Annotated in this window: 16 protein-coding genes; 14 read left to right on the top strand and 2 right to left on the bottom strand. The window is 68.4% G+C overall.

Features of this window, described 5'->3' with window-relative positions; genetic code table 11:
- Positions 1-37: 37 nt before the first annotated feature.
- Entirely contained in the window at positions 38-352 is a 315-nt protein-coding gene (locus AC5P98_RS20200) for an AzlD family protein (protein ID WP_032959954.1), read from the bottom strand.
- Positions 349-1,080, bottom strand: a complete 732-nt coding sequence (locus AC5P98_RS20195; RefSeq protein WP_032959953.1) for an AzlC family ABC transporter permease — start codon at positions 1,078-1,080, stop codon at positions 349-351. The genes AC5P98_RS20200 and AC5P98_RS20195 overlap by 4 nt, the downstream gene beginning before the upstream one ends.
- A gap of 127 nt (positions 1,081-1,207) precedes the next feature.
- On the opposite strand from AC5P98_RS20195, the gene AC5P98_RS20190 reads away from it, so the two are divergent.
- The 14 genes from AC5P98_RS20190 (at position 1,208) to AC5P98_RS20125 (ending at position 15,373) form a co-directional block, all read left to right on the top strand.
- Complete coding sequence (locus tag AC5P98_RS20190) at positions 1,208-1,672, top strand: Lrp/AsnC family transcriptional regulator (protein WP_049404296.1); 465 nt, start codon at positions 1,208-1,210, stop codon at positions 1,670-1,672.
- 526 nt (positions 1,673-2,198) lie between these two features.
- A complete protein-coding gene (locus tag AC5P98_RS20185) occupies positions 2,199-2,879 on the top strand; it encodes a TonB-dependent receptor (protein ID WP_049404335.1) in 681 nt (226 codons plus the stop codon).
- A 16-nt stretch (positions 2,880-2,895) separates the two neighbouring features.
- The gene (locus AC5P98_RS20180) at positions 2,896-3,426 is read left to right on the top strand and encodes an RNA polymerase sigma factor (protein ID WP_049404366.1); all 531 of its coding nucleotides are present in this window, start codon (positions 2,896-2,898) and stop codon (positions 3,424-3,426) included.
- A 69-nt stretch (positions 3,427-3,495) separates the two neighbouring features.
- Positions 3,496-4,476 carry a FecR family protein gene (locus AC5P98_RS20175; protein ID WP_049404337.1) on the top strand — a complete coding sequence of 327 codons (981 nt, stop codon included), beginning with the start codon at positions 3,496-3,498 and terminating at the stop codon, positions 4,474-4,476.
- Between the two features lie 58 nt (positions 4,477-4,534).
- Positions 4,535-5,086 carry a hypothetical protein gene (locus tag AC5P98_RS20170; RefSeq protein WP_049404338.1) on the top strand — a complete coding sequence of 184 codons (552 nt, stop codon included), beginning with the start codon at positions 4,535-4,537 and terminating at the stop codon, positions 5,084-5,086.
- A gap of 144 nt (positions 5,087-5,230) precedes the next feature.
- Complete coding sequence (locus tag AC5P98_RS20165; RefSeq protein WP_014647372.1) at positions 5,231-5,788, top strand: hypothetical protein; 558 nt, start codon at positions 5,231-5,233, stop codon at positions 5,786-5,788.
- A gap of 57 nt (positions 5,789-5,845) precedes the next feature.
- Positions 5,846-6,283, top strand: a complete 438-nt coding sequence (gene gspG / locus AC5P98_RS20160; protein ID WP_014647371.1) for a type II secretion system major pseudopilin GspG — start codon at positions 5,846-5,848, stop codon at positions 6,281-6,283.
- A gap of 9 nt (positions 6,284-6,292) precedes the next feature.
- Positions 6,293-7,198 (top strand): type II secretion system minor pseudopilin GspK, encoded by a 906-nt coding sequence (gspK, locus tag AC5P98_RS20155; RefSeq protein ID WP_049404339.1) that lies wholly within the window; start codon positions 6,293-6,295, stop codon positions 7,196-7,198.
- The gene (gene gspL / locus AC5P98_RS20150; RefSeq protein ID WP_049404340.1) at positions 7,195-8,358 is read left to right on the top strand and encodes a type II secretion system protein GspL; all 1,164 of its coding nucleotides are present in this window, start codon (positions 7,195-7,197) and stop codon (positions 8,356-8,358) included. The genes gspK and gspL overlap by 4 nt, the downstream gene beginning before the upstream one ends.
- Entirely contained in the window at positions 8,355-8,882 is a 528-nt protein-coding gene (locus AC5P98_RS20145; RefSeq protein ID WP_049404341.1) for a type II secretion system protein M, read from the top strand. Before gspL ends, AC5P98_RS20145 begins: the two co-directional genes overlap by 4 nt.
- Complete coding sequence (gene gspD, locus AC5P98_RS20140; RefSeq protein ID WP_049404344.1) at positions 8,879-11,260, top strand: type II secretion system secretin GspD; 2,382 nt, start codon at positions 8,879-8,881, stop codon at positions 11,258-11,260. Before AC5P98_RS20145 ends, gspD begins: the two co-directional genes overlap by 4 nt.
- Entirely contained in the window at positions 11,257-12,690 is a 1,434-nt protein-coding gene (gspE, locus tag AC5P98_RS20135) for a type II secretion system ATPase GspE (RefSeq protein ID WP_080354472.1), read from the top strand. The genes gspD and gspE overlap by 4 nt, the downstream gene beginning before the upstream one ends.
- Positions 12,691-12,697: 7 nt before the next feature.
- Positions 12,698-13,897: a type II secretion system inner membrane protein GspF gene (gene gspF / locus AC5P98_RS20130; protein WP_049404346.1), complete on the top strand. Its 1,200-nt coding sequence runs from the start codon at positions 12,698-12,700 to the stop codon at positions 13,895-13,897.
- A gap of 300 nt (positions 13,898-14,197) precedes the next feature.
- A complete protein-coding gene (locus AC5P98_RS20125; protein ID WP_049404349.1) occupies positions 14,198-15,373 on the top strand; it encodes a substrate-binding domain-containing protein in 1,176 nt (391 codons plus the stop codon).
- The last annotated feature ends 7 nt before the right edge of the window (positions 15,374-15,380 follow it).

Here is a 15,380-nt window from a genome sequence, read left to right as displayed (position 1 = left end):
ACTACGGACCGCCGGGCATTGCCCGGCGGTCCGGTAGCTACCCCATCAGATAGCGCAACACACCCGCAGAGACCACGCCGATCAGCACCGTCGGCAGCATCGACAGCCGCGTGGCGGCCAGCAGGGTGATCGCCAACGCGGCCAGGTCGGCGGGCTTGTCGGCGACGAAATCCGGAGCGATCACCGAGATCAGCACGCAGCCCGGGGCGGCTTCCATCACCGTCACCGCGCGCTTGCCCAGCGTGCGGTTGCGCAGCGCGAGGAAGCCGACGATGCGGGTGAGGTAGGTGGCGGCGGCCATCAGCACGATGGTCAGCACCGAGGACCAGTGGATCAGGCCGTTGAAGATCATGCTGCGTCCTCCGCCAGCAGCCAGGCGGCGGCCAGGCCGGCCAATGCGCCGCTGGCCACGTACCACGCACCCGGGATCAGCAGATAGGTGCCGGCGGCCACGACCAGGCTGACCAGCCACGGGCGCGCGGCCTTCATGCCCTGCCACATGCCGCGCAGCAGCACCAGGAACACGGCGGGGAAGGCCATGTCGAAGCCGTAGGCGTGGATGTCGCCCAGCAGCGGCCCGACGATCGCACCCAGCGCGGTGCAGGCCACCCAGACGGTGTAGAGGCCCGCGGAGACGCCCAGGTAATAGGCCAGGCTGAAGCCGAGCGCACGGCGGCGCGCATCGGCCACGCCCATCGCCCAGCTTTCGTCACACATGAAGAACAACGCCGGCAGCACCCGGCGGCGCGGCAGGTGCTGCAGCAGTGGGGCCAGGCTGGCGCCCATCAGCAGATGGCGGCTGTTGACCAGTGCGGTGATCGCCACGATCAGTGCGATGTGCGGTGGCGAGGTCCACAGTTCGACGGCGGCGAACTCCGAGCCGCCAGCGAAGTTGAGGCCCGTCATCAGTGGCACTTCCAGTGCGCTCAGGCCTTTCTGGGCGGCCTGCGCGCCGAGCACCAGGGCGAAGGGAATGAAACCGATCATCACCGGCACGGCGGCGCGCAGGCCGCGCAGGAATTCGGCGCGCGGCGCGGTATCGCAGGTGTCGGGCAGGGGGAGGGTGGTACGGGCGTCCATGGAACGGCACAACGAGGTGGGGGTGGCCCATGCTAGCGGTCCGATCACGAAATCGGGTTGCGTTGATGCCACTGGATTCTGGATGATTGATATTTCATGCGGCCAAAAGTGACAAGGGCGAAATCCCATGCAGTATCAGCTCGACAACCTCGATCGGCGTATCCTCGACGCCCTGCAGCGCGACGGCCGCCTGCAGAACCTGGAGCTGGCTCGCCAGGTCGGGCTGTCGCCGTCGGCCTGCCTGCGCCGGGTGCGTCTGCTGGAGGAGGGCGGCTACATCGACCGCTATGTGGCCTTGTTGAACGAGGCCAAGGTGGGCCGTGGTTTCACGGTGTTCGTGCGGGTGTGGCTGCGCGGGCAGGACGAGGACACCACCAATTACTTCATCAACAGCATCAAGTCGTTCCCGGAAGTGCTTGAATGCCATCTGATGGCCGGTGACTGCGATTTCCTGCTGCGGGTGGCGGTGGCCGACCTTGATGCCTACCGGCAGTTCCAGATGCAGCACCTGAACCGGATCGCCGGGGTGCAGAACACCAAGACCGAGATTCCGATGCAGCGGATCAAGCAGACGACCCAGCTGCCGCTGTGAAGGGCGGGGGTTTGCGGCCGGGTTGCACCCGGCGCCCGCGGGTAGTGCCGGCCGCTGGCCGGCAACCCCAGAAGCAATAGCCGAAGCAACAGCGTGCATTCCGTTGGATGGCGGGGTGGGTCCGGTTGCAGGGGACGCCGTAAACCCTTCCATGGGGGCTTGGCCGCGGCATCCATGCCGCGGACACCCCTGCAACCAGACCCACCCCGCCTTCGACAGTTCCCCGCAATCTGCCGGAACGGCATGAACTGCTCCTGGTGGGTGTCGACCTTGGTCGACACGTCTGGGTCGGCACGGGGTCGGATCCCGTTGCTGCGCAACGGGCTCTGACCCCAGGCGTGGATGAGGTGGTCCGTTCGATTCATTGATTCCTGATGGGTGACTGGCTTCAGGTCGGCTGTAGGCGGCGGTCATCGCAATGACATGTGGCCCCGCTACGGTTTGAGCCCGCTTGCGGGTCGCGCGCGGGCCGGGGTGCTGGTCCTGGTGCGCGTCCACTGCAGCTGCTGTCGCTGCCGAGGGTCATGTGTTCTACGTCAGGGGGCTGAATGGACACCATGCGGTCAGAACTTGGAAGGTGGCCATCGTCGCGTGGCTGCTGCTGTCCTTTGCCGCTGCCGGGCAGGACGGAGTTCATGCCTACGACATCCCTGCGCAACCGCTGGAACAGGCGGTCGAGCGCTTCAGCGTCATCAGTGGGTGGTCGGTGATGTACCCGGGCGAGCTGGCCGCGGGCCGCAGCAGCCATGCGCTGCGCGCCAGCCTGGAGCCGCTGCCTGCCTTGCAGGTGCTGTTGCAGGACTCCGGCATCGAGGTCGAGGTGATCGGCGCGCAGCGCGTGGTGCTGCGCCGGGGCACGTCCTCGGCGGCCGAACCCGGTGTTGGCGCCGAACTTCCCGAGGCCGAACGTCGGCGTCGCTATGGCGGGCTGCAGCAGCGGCTGCGTGCGGCGTTCTGTGACGACCCGGAGATCGCGCCCGGCCGCTACGCCGCGACGCTGCGCTTCCGCATCGACAGTGCGGGCCGGGTGAGCGAGCCCGAGCTGCTGTCCGGCAGTGGTAGTGCCCGCCGCGATGCACGCCTGCTGCAGGCGCTGCAGGGCCTGGTGCTGGCGACCGAGGCCGCCGCGCTGGCGCAGCCGGTGACCCTGCAGATCCGTCCTTCCGGCACCGACCACGACTGTGGCCGGCGCGCGCCCCTTCCATGACTTCAAGGATTCGAACATGAGCAACGGTACGGCTGGCGCAGTTGACCTGATGGACCACCTTCTGGGGGCCTACGACGAGCTGAAACGCCGGTTGGTGCGCAAGCTGGGATCGGAGGAGCTGGCCGGCGACGCGCTGCAGGACACCTGGATGCGCCTGAGTGCGCGCCGTGACCGCCTGGACGCCGTGCAGAACCCTGCGGCCTACCTGCTGCGCATGGCGATGAATACCGTGATCGACCGCCAACGTGCCGACCATCGCCTGCTGAGCCTGGAAGAAGTGGAGACGCTGATGGACATGGCCGACCCGGCACCGGGGCCGGCGCAGGCGGCCGAACTGGACTTCGCGCTGGAGGACATGGTGGGCCTGCTGCAGCGCATGCCCGAGCGGCGTCGCCGCATCCTGCTGGCAATCCGCGTCGATGGCCTGCAGCAGCGTGACGTCGCCGATCACCTCGGCGTGTCGCTGCGGCTGGTGCAGCGTGAGCTGAAGGCGGCCCAGGACTACCTGGCAGAGCGCAGCGTGCAGGGGCGCCAGGTGCGGTTCTGAGCGGCGGCAACCGTCTACACTTTGACGCCGAGCAGAACCCCGCAGCGTGCGGGTCCGGCATGAGCCCCCATGGATCCTGACGATCACCCGCAACGCCCGCTGGATGCCGTCGAGCGCCAGGCGCACGCGTGGGTGGTGCGGCTGACCTCGGGCGAGGCTACCGCGGCCGACGGGCGCAGCTTCCGCGCGTGGTGCGAGGCTGATCCCCGTCATCGCGAAGCATTCGGCCGTGCGCGCCGGCAATGGGAGCAGGTACGCCTGGCCGGCGAGCAGCTGCCTGCCGCCGCACGCCAACCGGTCGCGCCGACGCCGGCCCAGCGCTGGAGCCGGCGTGCCTTCCTGGGCGCCGCGATTGCCGCCCCGGCCAGCCTGGCAGTGGTGGCGGCGATCCGTCCCCCGCTGGGGCTGTGGCCCTCGGTGACGGCGATGACGGCCGATTTCCACACCGGTACCGGTGAACGGCTGCAGATCGCACCTTCGCCACAGCTGAAGATCGAGCTGGATACGCAGAGCAGCCTGCGCCGCCGTGCGGACACGGAGGGCGAAGGCTTCGAGCTGGTGCAGGGCCAGGCCGCGATCGAGACCCGGGCCGGCCTGCGCCTGGCCCTGTTCGCAGGGGCGGGCTGCGTGATTGCCGATGAAGGGGCGGTGCGCCTGGACGTGCGCAACACCCACGGCCAGGTACGGGTGACCTGCCTGCAGGGCAGCGCCCGGATCGAGCACCCGCAGGGCCGCCTGCAGCTGCAGGCGGGCCAGCAGACCCGGTACGACGAGCGCCTCAGTGGCGTGGTGGCCGAAGCCGTGGCCTCGGAAGTGAGTGCCTGGACCGAAGGCATGCTGGTGTTCCGCCGGGCGCCGCTGCGCGAGGTGGTGGAGGAGATCAACCGCTACCGCCGCGGCAAGGTGCTGCTGGGTGAATCGGCATTGGCGCGCGCCCCGGTCAGCGGCCGCTTCCGCATCGATGATCCGGATGCGGCGCTGGAGCAGCTGCGACTGACGATGTCGCTGGATCTGCGTCGCTTTCCAGGTGGCATTGCCGTCCTTGGTTAGGTGAAGACGCTGGCCGTGCGCGCCGCGCAGGGCTGTTGCAAGCAAGGAGACGCCAAGGATGCGCAACGAGACCATCGGTGTGCTGGATCTGCGCCGCAATCTGTCGGCGTTGCTGGAAACCACCCAGCGACGGCCGTTGATGGTGCACCGCTACGGCTCGCCATGGGTATGCGTGGTATCGGACGCACAGTGGCAGCAACAGGCCGTGCTGCTGGACTTCGATCCGCAGTCGCACCCGTTGGCGATGCTGTTGCGCCTGCAGCAGCAGGTGCTGCCGCTGGCTGAAACCGGTGTGTTGCCGCCTGCGGCGCTGGCACGCGCACTGCTGCTGATGGACATGCATGGCATCAGGGATCTCGCGCAGCTGCACGAGCAGGTGCTGCACCATCGGCTGTGGCACTGGTTCGTGGCGGGCACCCGCGGGCTGATGGACGGCTGGCAGCTGCCGGCGGTGCGCATTGCGATGGCGTCATGGTGCGATGACGTGGAGATGACCGACGCACTGATCGCGTTCGCCGCGCGCAGCGACGTTGCGGTACTGGCCCGCCGCTGCGGGGGTGACGCACCGCGCCTGCAGCGCGAAGCCTGCAGGCGGATGACGCTGCGATAACGTTGCCGATGAAGCACCACCCAGCGCACAGAGCGGCATTCGCGCTGTCGCTTCACCTGCCTTGCTGACGTCTTCTCCAGAGTACGACGCACCACGCGTCGCGGAGCACGGGCGACGCAGATGGCAGACAGTCGCAGGATCAGCATGCTGGAGCTGGATCGCCACCTGAGCCGGTCGCTGGAGCAGGCGCGGCACACGCCCTTGAATGTGCAACGCTACGGGCACTCGTGGGTCTGGGTGCTTTCCAGTGATGCCTGGGCCGATGCGGCGCGCTGGGCGGCACTGGACAGCAGCGCGCATCCATTGGCGGCGCTGCGGCGCGCCCTTGATCTGCAGCTGCGGCCGTGGTCCGAAGCAGCCATGAACGCGCTGCCGCTTGACGCAGGCGATGCGCGGCTGCTGCAACGTGCGGCCCTGCTGGTGGTCGTGCGTGATCTCAACAGTGCGCAGCGCGTGTACGACGATCTGCGCTATCACCAGGCCTACCGCACGTTCATCGGCCTCGACCATGGCACCGCGTGGTCGCCGATGCAGTGCGTGCGCCTGTTGCAGGCGTGCGCGCTTCCGCTGCTGCGCGGCTGCATCGACGAAACGCTGTCCAGTGTGCCGCCACACCTGCTCGAGGCGGCACGCGTACCGGCTGCGCCGGCGCCTGCGCAGGCACATGCGCAGCGAATTGCCGGCGGATGTTTATCGTACTGACACATGCACCGCTGACCATGGCGCAGCGGTCTCTTCCAGGATGACGAGGGCGGAACAATGGCAAGGCAGGTGGGTGGTCGCAGGGCTCGGCAGCAGGGTTTCAGCCTGATCGAGATCATGGTGGTGGTGGTGATCATCGGCATTCTCGCGGCATTGATCGTGCCGCGCTTGATGGACCGTCCCGACCAGGCGCGCGTGGTGGCAGCGCGCCAGGACATCGCGGCGCTGATGCAGGCGCTGAAGTTGTTCAAGCTGGACAATGGTCGTTATCCCAGCGCCGAGCAGGGCCTGCAGGCGCTGGTGAAGCCGCCGCAGGGCAGTGGCGCGATGCCGGTTACGCCCTATCTGGATCGCCTGCCGAACGACCCGTGGGGCCATCCGTACCAATATCAGGTACCTGGCACACATGGCGACATCGATGTGTTCTCGCTGGGTGCGGACAGCAAGCCCGGTGGCGACGCCGGGAACGCGGACATCGGCTCCTGGCAGCTGTGAGGCAGGCCGATGTCAGCCCGGATGCGGTCTGTTTCGAGTGTCCGTCAACGTGGCATGGCGGTGATCGTCGCCCTGCTGGTGGTGGCACTGGTGGCAGTGATTGCCACTGCACTGCTCACCCGGCAGTCGGCCCAGCTGCGCGCGCTGCGTGGTGACCAGCTGCGCGCACAGGTACGCATGGCCGTGGACGCAACGCTGGAACGTGCGGCGCAGCAGCTGCGTGAGGATGCAAAGGAACAGCTGACCACGGTGCGCAGCGGGCGCTGGGCGCGCCCATTGGAGCTGCAGGCGCCGTTGCCGGTGCAGCTGCAGCTGGTCGATGCGCAGTCGATGTTCAACCTGCGCAATCTGCTTGCGCATGGCAGGCCGGACCCCGAGGCGCGGCGCGCGTTCATCGCGTTGTGCGCCGGGCAGGGGCTGGGCCAGGGCGCCTGCGCATCCGCCGCAGACCACATCCAGGCGCGCCTGCGCGATGGCGACATGCAGGCGCAGGCCCCGCTGCCGCGCGAATCACTGATCGAACAGGCGCTGCCGGGTGCCGATCCGGTGGCGTTGCAGGCGCTGGCGCGACGCACCGTGGTGTTGCCGGCGCAGACCCTGGTCAACGCCAACACCAGCGACCTGCGCGTTCTGCAGGCGGTGACGCCTGTGGTCGAGCCGGCACGGCTGCAGGCGCTGCTCGGTGAGCGCGACGCTGGCCATTGGCTGCTCAATCGCGGCGACATCGCCAACCGACTCCAACTGAGCAACGAACAGATGGCGGTACTTCCCTTGGGTATCCATAGCGAGTGGTTCCTGGCTGTCGGCCGGGTGCAGGCTGACGGCAGCACGGTTGATTTCCGCGCGCTGCTCTGGCGCGAGTACCGCGACGATTGTGTGCGTGTGCAACGCGTGTGGACGAGGATCGGCGCATGAACGGGCAGCTTCGGGTGCGCCTGCCGACGCTTGAGGGTCTGCACGCCGACAGCGCGGTGGACTGGGCGCAGCTGCACAAGGGCGAGGTGCTGGCCCACGGTTGCGCCACGCTGGCGGCGCTGGGTCTGCGGCATCCGCGGGCTGCGGTGCATGCCTGCCTCGATCCGAGCGACCTGATCCTGCTGGAACTGCAGCTGCCACCGTTGTCCGGGCGCCGCCTGCAGTTGGCGTTGCAGGGTGAGGTGGAGGCGATGTTGCTGGACGACCTGCAGGACGTCGCGCTGGCCCACGGTGCGCAGGCGGCTGACGGCACGGTTCCGGTGGCCTGGCTCGGCCAGCAGGCGGTCCTGCAGGCGCAGCAGTTGCTGACCTCGTGCGGACTGCAGCTGCAGGCACTCCATCCGACGCCGCTGCTGCTGCCCTGGCAGGACGGACAGGCCACGCTGCAGGTCAGCGGCGAGCACCTGCTGGTGCGAAGCGGGCGCGATCGGGGGTTCGTCCAGTGGTATGGCGGACGTGATGCGTGTGCAGTCATGCAGGCGCTGGCCGTGCGCCTGCGACAGGCCGGCGTGCAGGCCGTGCAATGGATCGGCAGCGTACCGCCGGCGTGGCCGGACAGCCTGCCGGCCACCGCCGTCATGAATGAAAGGCAGGCATGTGGCCCTCTGCCGGGGTGGTCACTGCCGCTGCCCGGTGCGGGTCGGCAAGCGCCACGCCTGGCAATCGGCCTCGCGTTGGCGGCAGTGCTGCTGGCCGCGCTCGGCCTGCAGCTGCAGGTCTGGCGTTGGCGGATCGAGGGCGAGGCGCTGCAACAGGACATGGCGCGGCAGTTCAGCGCACGCTTCCCGGAGATCACCGATGTGGTGGATCCGGTGCTGCAGGCAAGGCGTGCTCTGGCGGTGTCGCCACCGGCGCCACCGTTGCCGCCGTTGCAACGGCAGGTAGCCAGCACGCTGCTGGCGGTTCCGGAACTGGCCGGGCAGGTGCGCAGCCTGCATTACCAGCCCGGCCAGCTCGACATGGAGCTGGATGCCGATGCCCAGGCATTGGCCGACGATCCGCAGCGGCTTGAGCACTGGCAGCAGGCGCTGCAGGTGCAGGGTCTGCTGCTCACGCGCGACGCCGGTGGGCGCCTGCGGGTGAGCGGAGCGGGACAGTGACGGCCCGCACCCTGCGGCTGGGCGGGGGGCTGGCCGGCCTGCAGCAGCGCTGGCAACGCCTGCCACCGCGCGACCGGCGGATGCTGTGGGTGATGGTGGTGGCGCTGCTGGTGGCGGGCCTGTGGTCGTTGTGGCTGGAGCCACTGCTGAAGCAGCGCACGCACTGGCAGGCCGAGCTACCGCGGCTGCAGGCGCAGTCGCGCGCACTGGCACCGCTGCTGCGCGTCCGTGAGCGCCAGCAGCTGGCGCAGGGCCAGCATCCGACACTGGCCGGGCTGCGCGATGGAATAAAGACCGCCGGCCTTGCCGATGGCCTGCATATCGAAACGCGCGACGGGCGCTGGCACCTGCAGGTACAGGCGGTGCCCGCCGATGCGCTATGGAACTGGCTGCTGCCGCTGCTGGCCGACCCGGCCATCGAGCTGCAGCAGCTGCAACTGACACGCACAGGGGACGCGAACATGCCGGCGGCACGGATTTCCGGAAACATCGTGATGGTGGCCACTGCGGGTGCCCATCCATGAGGGCGATGCGCAGCCTTGCCTGCAGTACTGCATTGGCCCTGATCGTGGGCATGGCCCACGTGCCGGCGCCGGTGGCAGCGCAGGACACACGCGATGAGCCGGTGCAGCTGAACCTGGTGGATACCGACATCGGTGGCGTGCTGCGGATGGCGGCACGGTTCACCGGCCGCCAGTTCCTGCTCGACCCACGGGTGACCGGCAAGATGACGGTGGTCTCCGATGGCCCGGTCAGCCGTACCCAGGCCTATCAGCTGCTGCTGGGCGCGCTGCGCATGCGCGGCTTCGCCGTGGTCGAGAATGGCGGCGTCAGCCGGGTGGTGCCGCAGGCCGACGCCAAGCTGCTCGGTGGCCGGGTGGGCAGTGGCGGTGCAGGGGGCGAGATCGCCACGCGCACCTTTCCGCTGCGCTACGAGAACGCCGCCGCGCTGGTGGCGGTGCTGCGGCCGATGATCAGCCCGGACAATCCGATCACGGCGAACCCGGGCAACAACACCCTGGTGATCACCGACTATGCCGACAACCTGGAGCGCATCGCGCGGGTGATCGCCAGCGTCGACACGCCGGCCGGCATGGACACCGATGTGGTGAAGCTGCAGCAGGGCATCGCCGTAGACGTCGCGGCGATGGTCGCGCCGCTGCTGGATGCGCAGGGCGCAGAGCCCAGCCAGAAGGTAGTGGTGATGGCCGACCCCCGCAGCAACAGCGTGCTGCTGCGTTCCAGCAGTCCCGGGCGCACCCGTCTGGCCCGGCAGCTGGTGGAGAAGCTGGACCGCGCGCAGGACGAGTCCGGCAACCTGCATGTGGTCTACCTGCGCAATGCCCAGGCCAATCAGCTCGCCGGCGTGCTGCGCGGCGTGGTTGCGGGGCAGAGCGATGCGCCGGCAGTGGGCAGCAATGAAGGCATCACGCCACTGCCTGGCGATGCAGGCCGTTCCGCACCGGCGCAGCCGTCGCAGCCACAGCAGGCCAGAACCGGCAGCAATGCGCTGGAATCGCAGCGGCTGGATCCGAACCGCCGCGACCCGATCGACGCCGGGAGCACCGGCTTCAGCCAGAACGGCATTTCGGTACAGGCGGACGTGGCCACCAACACGCTGTTGATCTCGGCGCCGGAACCGGTGTACCGCAACCTGCGACGGGTGATCGACCAGCTTGACCAGCGCCGTGCACAGGTGCTGGTGGAAAGCCTGATCGTGGAGGTCAACCAGACCGACGCGGCCGAACTGGGCGTGCAGTGGATGCTGGGCAATGGCCGCACCTTCGGCGGCACCCACTTTGGCGGCACCAGCGGTGGCAGCGGGCTGAACACCACCGCGCGCACCACCCTGGACGTGCTGCCCAAGGATGGCCTGAAGATCGGGGTGATCGACGGCACGATCAACCTGCCCGGCGTCGGCCAGATCCTCAACATGAAGGCGCTGGCCAACGCGCTGCAGAGCAAGGGCGGTGCCAACATCCTGTCCACGCCGAACCTGATGACGCTGGACAACGAGGCGGCCAGCATCATGGTCGGGCAGACCGTGCCGTTTGTGAGCGGCCGCTACGTTACCGACGGTGGCGGCGGCAGCAACAATCCATTCCAGACCATCGTGCGCGAGGACGTGGGCCTGAAGCTGCGGGTACGCCCGCAGATTTCCGAGGGCGGCACGGTGAAGCTGGACATCTACCAGGAAGTCAGCAGCATCGATGCGCAGAGCGCGAACAGCACGGCCGGCATCATCACCAACAAGCGCGCACTGGATACCAGCGTGCTGCTGGACGATGGCCAGATCATGGTGCTGGGTGGCCTGCTGGAGGACAGCGTCAGCCATGGCCGTGACGCGGTGCCGGGGCTGGGGAAGATTCCGGTGCTGGGTGCCTTGTTCCGCAGCGACACACGCAGGCGCGCCAAGACCAACCTGATGGTGTTCCTGCGTCCGCACGTGGTGCGTGACCCGGCCGCCGGCCAGCGCCTGACCCGCGACCGCTATGACTACATGCGCAACGCGCAGGCTGGCGCGCAACCGGTGCAGAGCTGGGCATTGCCGGCGCTGTCGGCACCGCAGCTGCCGCCGCAGGACCTGTCTGTACTCGGCCAGGGCAATGCGCGCGATGGCCAGGGCCAGCCGCTGCAGAACACCAGCCTGGCAGCGTTGTATCCGGCCGGTGACGGCGATGCGCAGCTGGTGCAGTTCGCACAGGGGCTGGACCCGACCCGTGCCCGCCAGGGCGTGGCGCAGGTGCGGGCGCTGGGCCTGCAGGCCTATGCCGAGGCGACGCCGGGCGAGAGTGGCCAGCGCCTGCGGGTGCGGCTGCCGCGCGACCCGGCGACGCTGGATCCGGCACTGCAGCAACTGCGCGGGCTGGGCTACACGCCGGAACTGGTGATCGGACCGTGAGCGCCGCCGCGCCACTGCCGTACGCCTGGGTGCGCAGCCATGGGGTGATGCTGTCCGAGGTTGGCGGTGAGCCTGTGCTGCTGGGTACCGTCGATACCGCAGCGTGGGCCGTGGCCGAACTGCGCCGCCGGCATGGACCGTTGCCCTTCCAGGTACTGGATGCCGCGACGTGGCAGCAGCGGTTGGCTGAGCAGTACCGTGACGGCGGCGACGCCGCTGCCGTGGTCGGTGCCGCCGAGAGCGAAGTCGATCTGGACCGGCTGATGCAGGACATGCCGGAAGTCACCGATCTGCTGGACGCGCAGGATGATGCGCCGGTGATCCGCATGATCAACGCGCTGCTGGCGCAGGCCGCACGCGATGGCGCCAGCGATCTGCACATCGAGCCGTTCGAGACCCATTCGGTGGTGCGCTACCGGGTGGACGGCACGCTGCGCGACATGGTGCAGCCACGGCGCGCACTGCACGCAGCGCTGGTATCGCGCATCAAGATCATGGCCCACCTGGACATCGCCGAGAAGCGCCTTCCGCAGGATGGGCGCATCGCGATCCGCGTGGGTGGGCGTCCGCTGGATATCCGAGTCTCCACGGTGCCGACCGGGCATGGCGAGCGCGCCGTGCTGCGATTGCTGGAAAAGGATGCCGGCCGTCTGCAGCTGCAGCGCCTGGGCATGGCCGATGACACCCTGGCCACGTTCACCGGATTGATCCGGCAGCCGCATGGCATCGTGCTGGTCACCGGCCCGACCGGTAGTGGCAAGACCACCTCGCTGTACGCCGCGTTGGGCCAGCTCGACAGCAGCACCAGCAACATCCTCACCGTGGAGGACCCGGTGGAGTACGACTTCGCCGGCATCGGCCAGATCCAGGTGAACGCGCGCATCGGCATGAGCTTCGGCACCGCGCTGCGCGCGATCCTGCGCCAGGACCCGGACACCATCATGATCGGCGAGATCCGCGACCTGGAGACCGCACAGATTGCGGTGCAGTCGTCGCTGACCGGCCATGGCGTGCTGGCGTCCCTGCATACCAACGACGCGATCTCGGCAGTGACGCGCCTGGCCGATATGGGCGTGGAACCGTTCCTGCTGGCCTCGTCGCTGCGCGGTGTGCTGGCGCAGCGGCTGGTGCGGCGGCTGTGTACCCAATGCCGGCGTGCCGAGGTGGATGGGGACGGCCGTACCGTATGGCGCGCGGTGGGTTGCGCGGCCTGTGCCAACAGCGGCTACCGGGGGCGTACCGGCATCCACGAGTTGTTCGTGGTGGACGATCGCGTGCGTACGCTGATCCATGAAGGGCAGGGTGAACCTGCACTGCGCGAGGCGGCGCGGCGTGCCGGCATGCGGACCTTGCGTCAGGACGGCCAGCGTTGGGTCGACAGCGGGGTGACCACGCTGGAAGAGATCCTGCGCGTCACCGGCGACGACTGAGGCTTGCATGGCGCTGTTCGACTACCAGGCCGCCAACGCGCAGGGCCGCATCGAGAAGGGCCAGCTGGACGCTGACAGCCCGCGCGGCGCGCGACAGGTGCTGCGCGGTCGTGGGCTGACACCCGTGCAGGTCAGCGTGGCGCGCAGTGCCGGCAGTGGCTGGGCTGCCCGGCGACTGTCTGCCAGCGAGCTGGCCTGGGCCACGCGCCAGCTGGCCAGCCTGCTGGCCGCCAGCCTGCCGTTGGAAGCTGCATTGAGTGCGGTCATCGACCAGGCCGAGCGCGCGCATGTGGCCCAGGCACTTGCCGCCGTGCGCGCCGACGTGCGGGCCGGCCAGCGCCTGACCGTGGCCCTGGCCGCGCGGCCACGCGATTTTCCGCCGATCTATCGGGCGCTGGTGGGCGCTGGTGAAGACTCTGGTGACCTGGCACGGGTGATGGAGCGCCTGGCCGACTACATTGAAGAACGCAACGCGCTGCAGGCCAAGGTACTGACCGCCTTCATCTATCCGGCGGCGATCAGCCTGGTGTCGGTGGCGATCGTGATCTTCCTGCTCAGCTATGTGGTGCCGCAGGTAGTGACCGCGTTCGTTCAGGCACGGCAGACGCTGCCGATGCTGACCCAGGTAATGCTGGCCGCCAGCGCGTTCGTGCGCAGCTGGGGCATGTGGGCAGGGCTGGGCATCGCTGCGCTGGTGGTGGCCTGGCGGCTGGCGTTGCGCCGGCCGGAACTGCGCCTGCGCTGGGACGCGATGCTGCTGCGGGTCCCGATGGTCGGGCGCTTCGTGCTGGGTGTGAACAGTGCGCGCTTTGCCTCGACGCTGGCGATCCTGCTGGATGCTGGTGTGCCGCTGCTGCGTGCGCTCGAAGCGGCGCGGCAGACGCTTGGCAATGCGCTGCTGGCGCGCTGTGCCGATGATGTGGCTGCTCGCGTACGCGAAGGTGCGGCACTGGGTGCTGCGTTGAAGGTACAGAAGGTCTATCCGCCGATCCTGGTGCATCTGGTGGCCAGCGGCGAGAAGACCGGTTCGCTGGCGCCACTGCTCGAACGCGCCGCGCAGACGATCTCGCGCGAGATCGAGCGTCGCGCGATGGCGCTGACCGCACTGCTGGAACCGACCATGATCCTGGTGATGGGTGGCGTGGTGTTGACGATCGTGCTGGCGGTACTGATGCCGATCATGGAAATGAACCAGCTGGTGCAGTGATGCGCAACGCGCATCACGGGTGGAGTCGACTGCTTCCCAAGCACACTTCGACAGGACCAGCGCTCCGTGCACCAGTCGACGAACAGTCGACTCTACCCGGTCGCCGTCTTCGATTCTCCACACAATCCTCCACACCTTTTTCCGATCTTCCACAGGTTTCTTAAGCGGCCTGTCATCGGCGCGGACCAGCATGGACACGTCGCCGCAGAGTGGGCTGGGAGGCCCTCGGCGGCAGCAGGCGTGTAGTGACCGTTCCTCCCTTGGTGTTTCCCTTCGCAGTAAACCCTTCAGGAGAAGATCATGAACAAGTGCAAGACCCTGGCCGCGCTGGTTGCCACCGCGCTGCTCGCTACCGTGGGCGCCGCCTCGGCGCAGACCGTGACCGGCGGCGGTGCCTCGTTGCCGGCCGACCTCTACAAGGGTTCGTCCGACAGCATCCTGCCGGCGAACTTCAGCTACGCCGTGACCGGTTCGGGCACCGGCAAGAAGGCGTTCCTGGAAAACAACTCGCTGCTGTTCTCGACCACCGGCACCGTGCACTTCGCCGGCAGCGATTCGGTACTGAGCGGCACCGAGCTGAACACCTACACCACCAACTTCAACCAGCCGACCAATGCCAACCGCTACGGCGCGCTGATCCAGGTGCCGTCGGTGGCCACCTCGGTCACCATCCCGTTCAACAAGGCCGGTTCGGCGGTGAACCTGAGCGTGGCGCAGATCTGCGGCGTGTTCTCGGGCGCGATCAGCGACTGGTCGACCATCGATGCCAACCGCAGCGGCCCGATCCAGGTGGTGTATCGCGCGGAAAGCAGCGGCACCAGCGAAATGTTCAGCCGCTTCCTGACCGCGGCCTGTGCCGCTGAGAACGCTGAAACCTCGAAGCTGGTGGGCGGCAAGTTCGCCATCAAGTCGACCTTCGCCGACCTGTACAAGCGCGATGCCAACGGCAACCTGCCGGCGTTCCTGGTGGCCGCCCCGGCCACCGGCGGCACCTCGCTGTACAACGCTGTCTACGCGGCTGAAGGCCGTATCGGCTACGTTGGCCCGGACGTGATTCCGAACCTGACCGATGCGACCAAGGTCGCCAAGGTCAAGGGCTTCTCGCCGGACCAGGTGAGCGTGCAGGCCACCCTGGACACCGTCGCTCCGCCGACCGGCACCGATGCAGAGAACCCCGCCAACTGGGTGCCGGTGTTCGGCAACCCGTCGGCCGGCTATCCGATCGCCGGCTACACCAATCTGGTGATCGGCCAGTGCTACAAGGATTCGAGCGTCGCCACCAGCCTGCGCGGCTTCCTGGCCCGCCACTATCCGGCGACCTACACCGTCGCGTATGAGAAGTCGATCACCGACCACGGCTTCATCCCGCTGACCAAGGCCTGGCGCGATGCGATCCGCAACCGCTTCGTGCTGGCCAGCAGCACTGCCGGCCTGAACAACCCCAGCACCTGCGCCGGCATCGGCCGTCCGCTGTAATCCGCAG

The sequence above is a fragment of the Stenotrophomonas sp. YJH_SMC_135 genome (assembly GCF_059372355.1).
This window is presented reverse-complemented; position numbering and strand designations above follow the sequence as displayed.

Bases quoted from the DNA above. Each gene is read 5' to 3' on its own strand.
- AC5P98_RS20200 (WP_032959954.1), bottom strand. From the start codon at position 352: ATGATCTTCAACGGCCTGATCCACTGGTCCTCGGTGCTGACCATCGTG.
- AC5P98_RS20170 (WP_049404338.1), top strand. From the start codon at position 4,535: ATGCGCAACGAGACCATCGGTGTGCTGGATCTGCGCCGCAATCTGTCG.
- AC5P98_RS20125 (WP_049404349.1), top strand. From the start codon at position 14,198: ATGAACAAGTGCAAGACCCTGGCCGCGCTGGTTGCCACCGCGCTGCTC.
- gspG (WP_014647371.1), top strand. From the start codon at position 5,846: ATGGCAAGGCAGGTGGGTGGTCGCAGGGCTCGGCAGCAGGGTTTCAGC.
- AC5P98_RS20175 (WP_049404337.1), top strand. From the start codon at position 3,496: ATGGATCCTGACGATCACCCGCAACGCCCGCTGGATGCCGTCGAGCGC.
- gspL (WP_049404340.1), top strand. From the start codon at position 7,195: ATGAACGGGCAGCTTCGGGTGCGCCTGCCGACGCTTGAGGGTCTGCAC.
- AC5P98_RS20195 (WP_032959953.1), bottom strand. From the start codon at position 1,080: ATGGACGCCCGTACCACCCTCCCCCTGCCCGACACCTGCGATACCGCG.
- gspK (WP_049404339.1), top strand. From the start codon at position 6,293: ATGTCAGCCCGGATGCGGTCTGTTTCGAGTGTCCGTCAACGTGGCATG.
- gspD (WP_049404344.1), top strand. From the start codon at position 8,879: ATGAGGGCGATGCGCAGCCTTGCCTGCAGTACTGCATTGGCCCTGATC.
- AC5P98_RS20165 (WP_014647372.1), top strand. From the start codon at position 5,231: ATGCTGGAGCTGGATCGCCACCTGAGCCGGTCGCTGGAGCAGGCGCGG.
- AC5P98_RS20190 (WP_049404296.1), top strand. From the start codon at position 1,208: ATGCAGTATCAGCTCGACAACCTCGATCGGCGTATCCTCGACGCCCTG.
- AC5P98_RS20180 (WP_049404366.1), top strand. From the start codon at position 2,896: ATGAGCAACGGTACGGCTGGCGCAGTTGACCTGATGGACCACCTTCTG.
- gspF (WP_049404346.1), top strand. From the start codon at position 12,698: ATGGCGCTGTTCGACTACCAGGCCGCCAACGCGCAGGGCCGCATCGAG.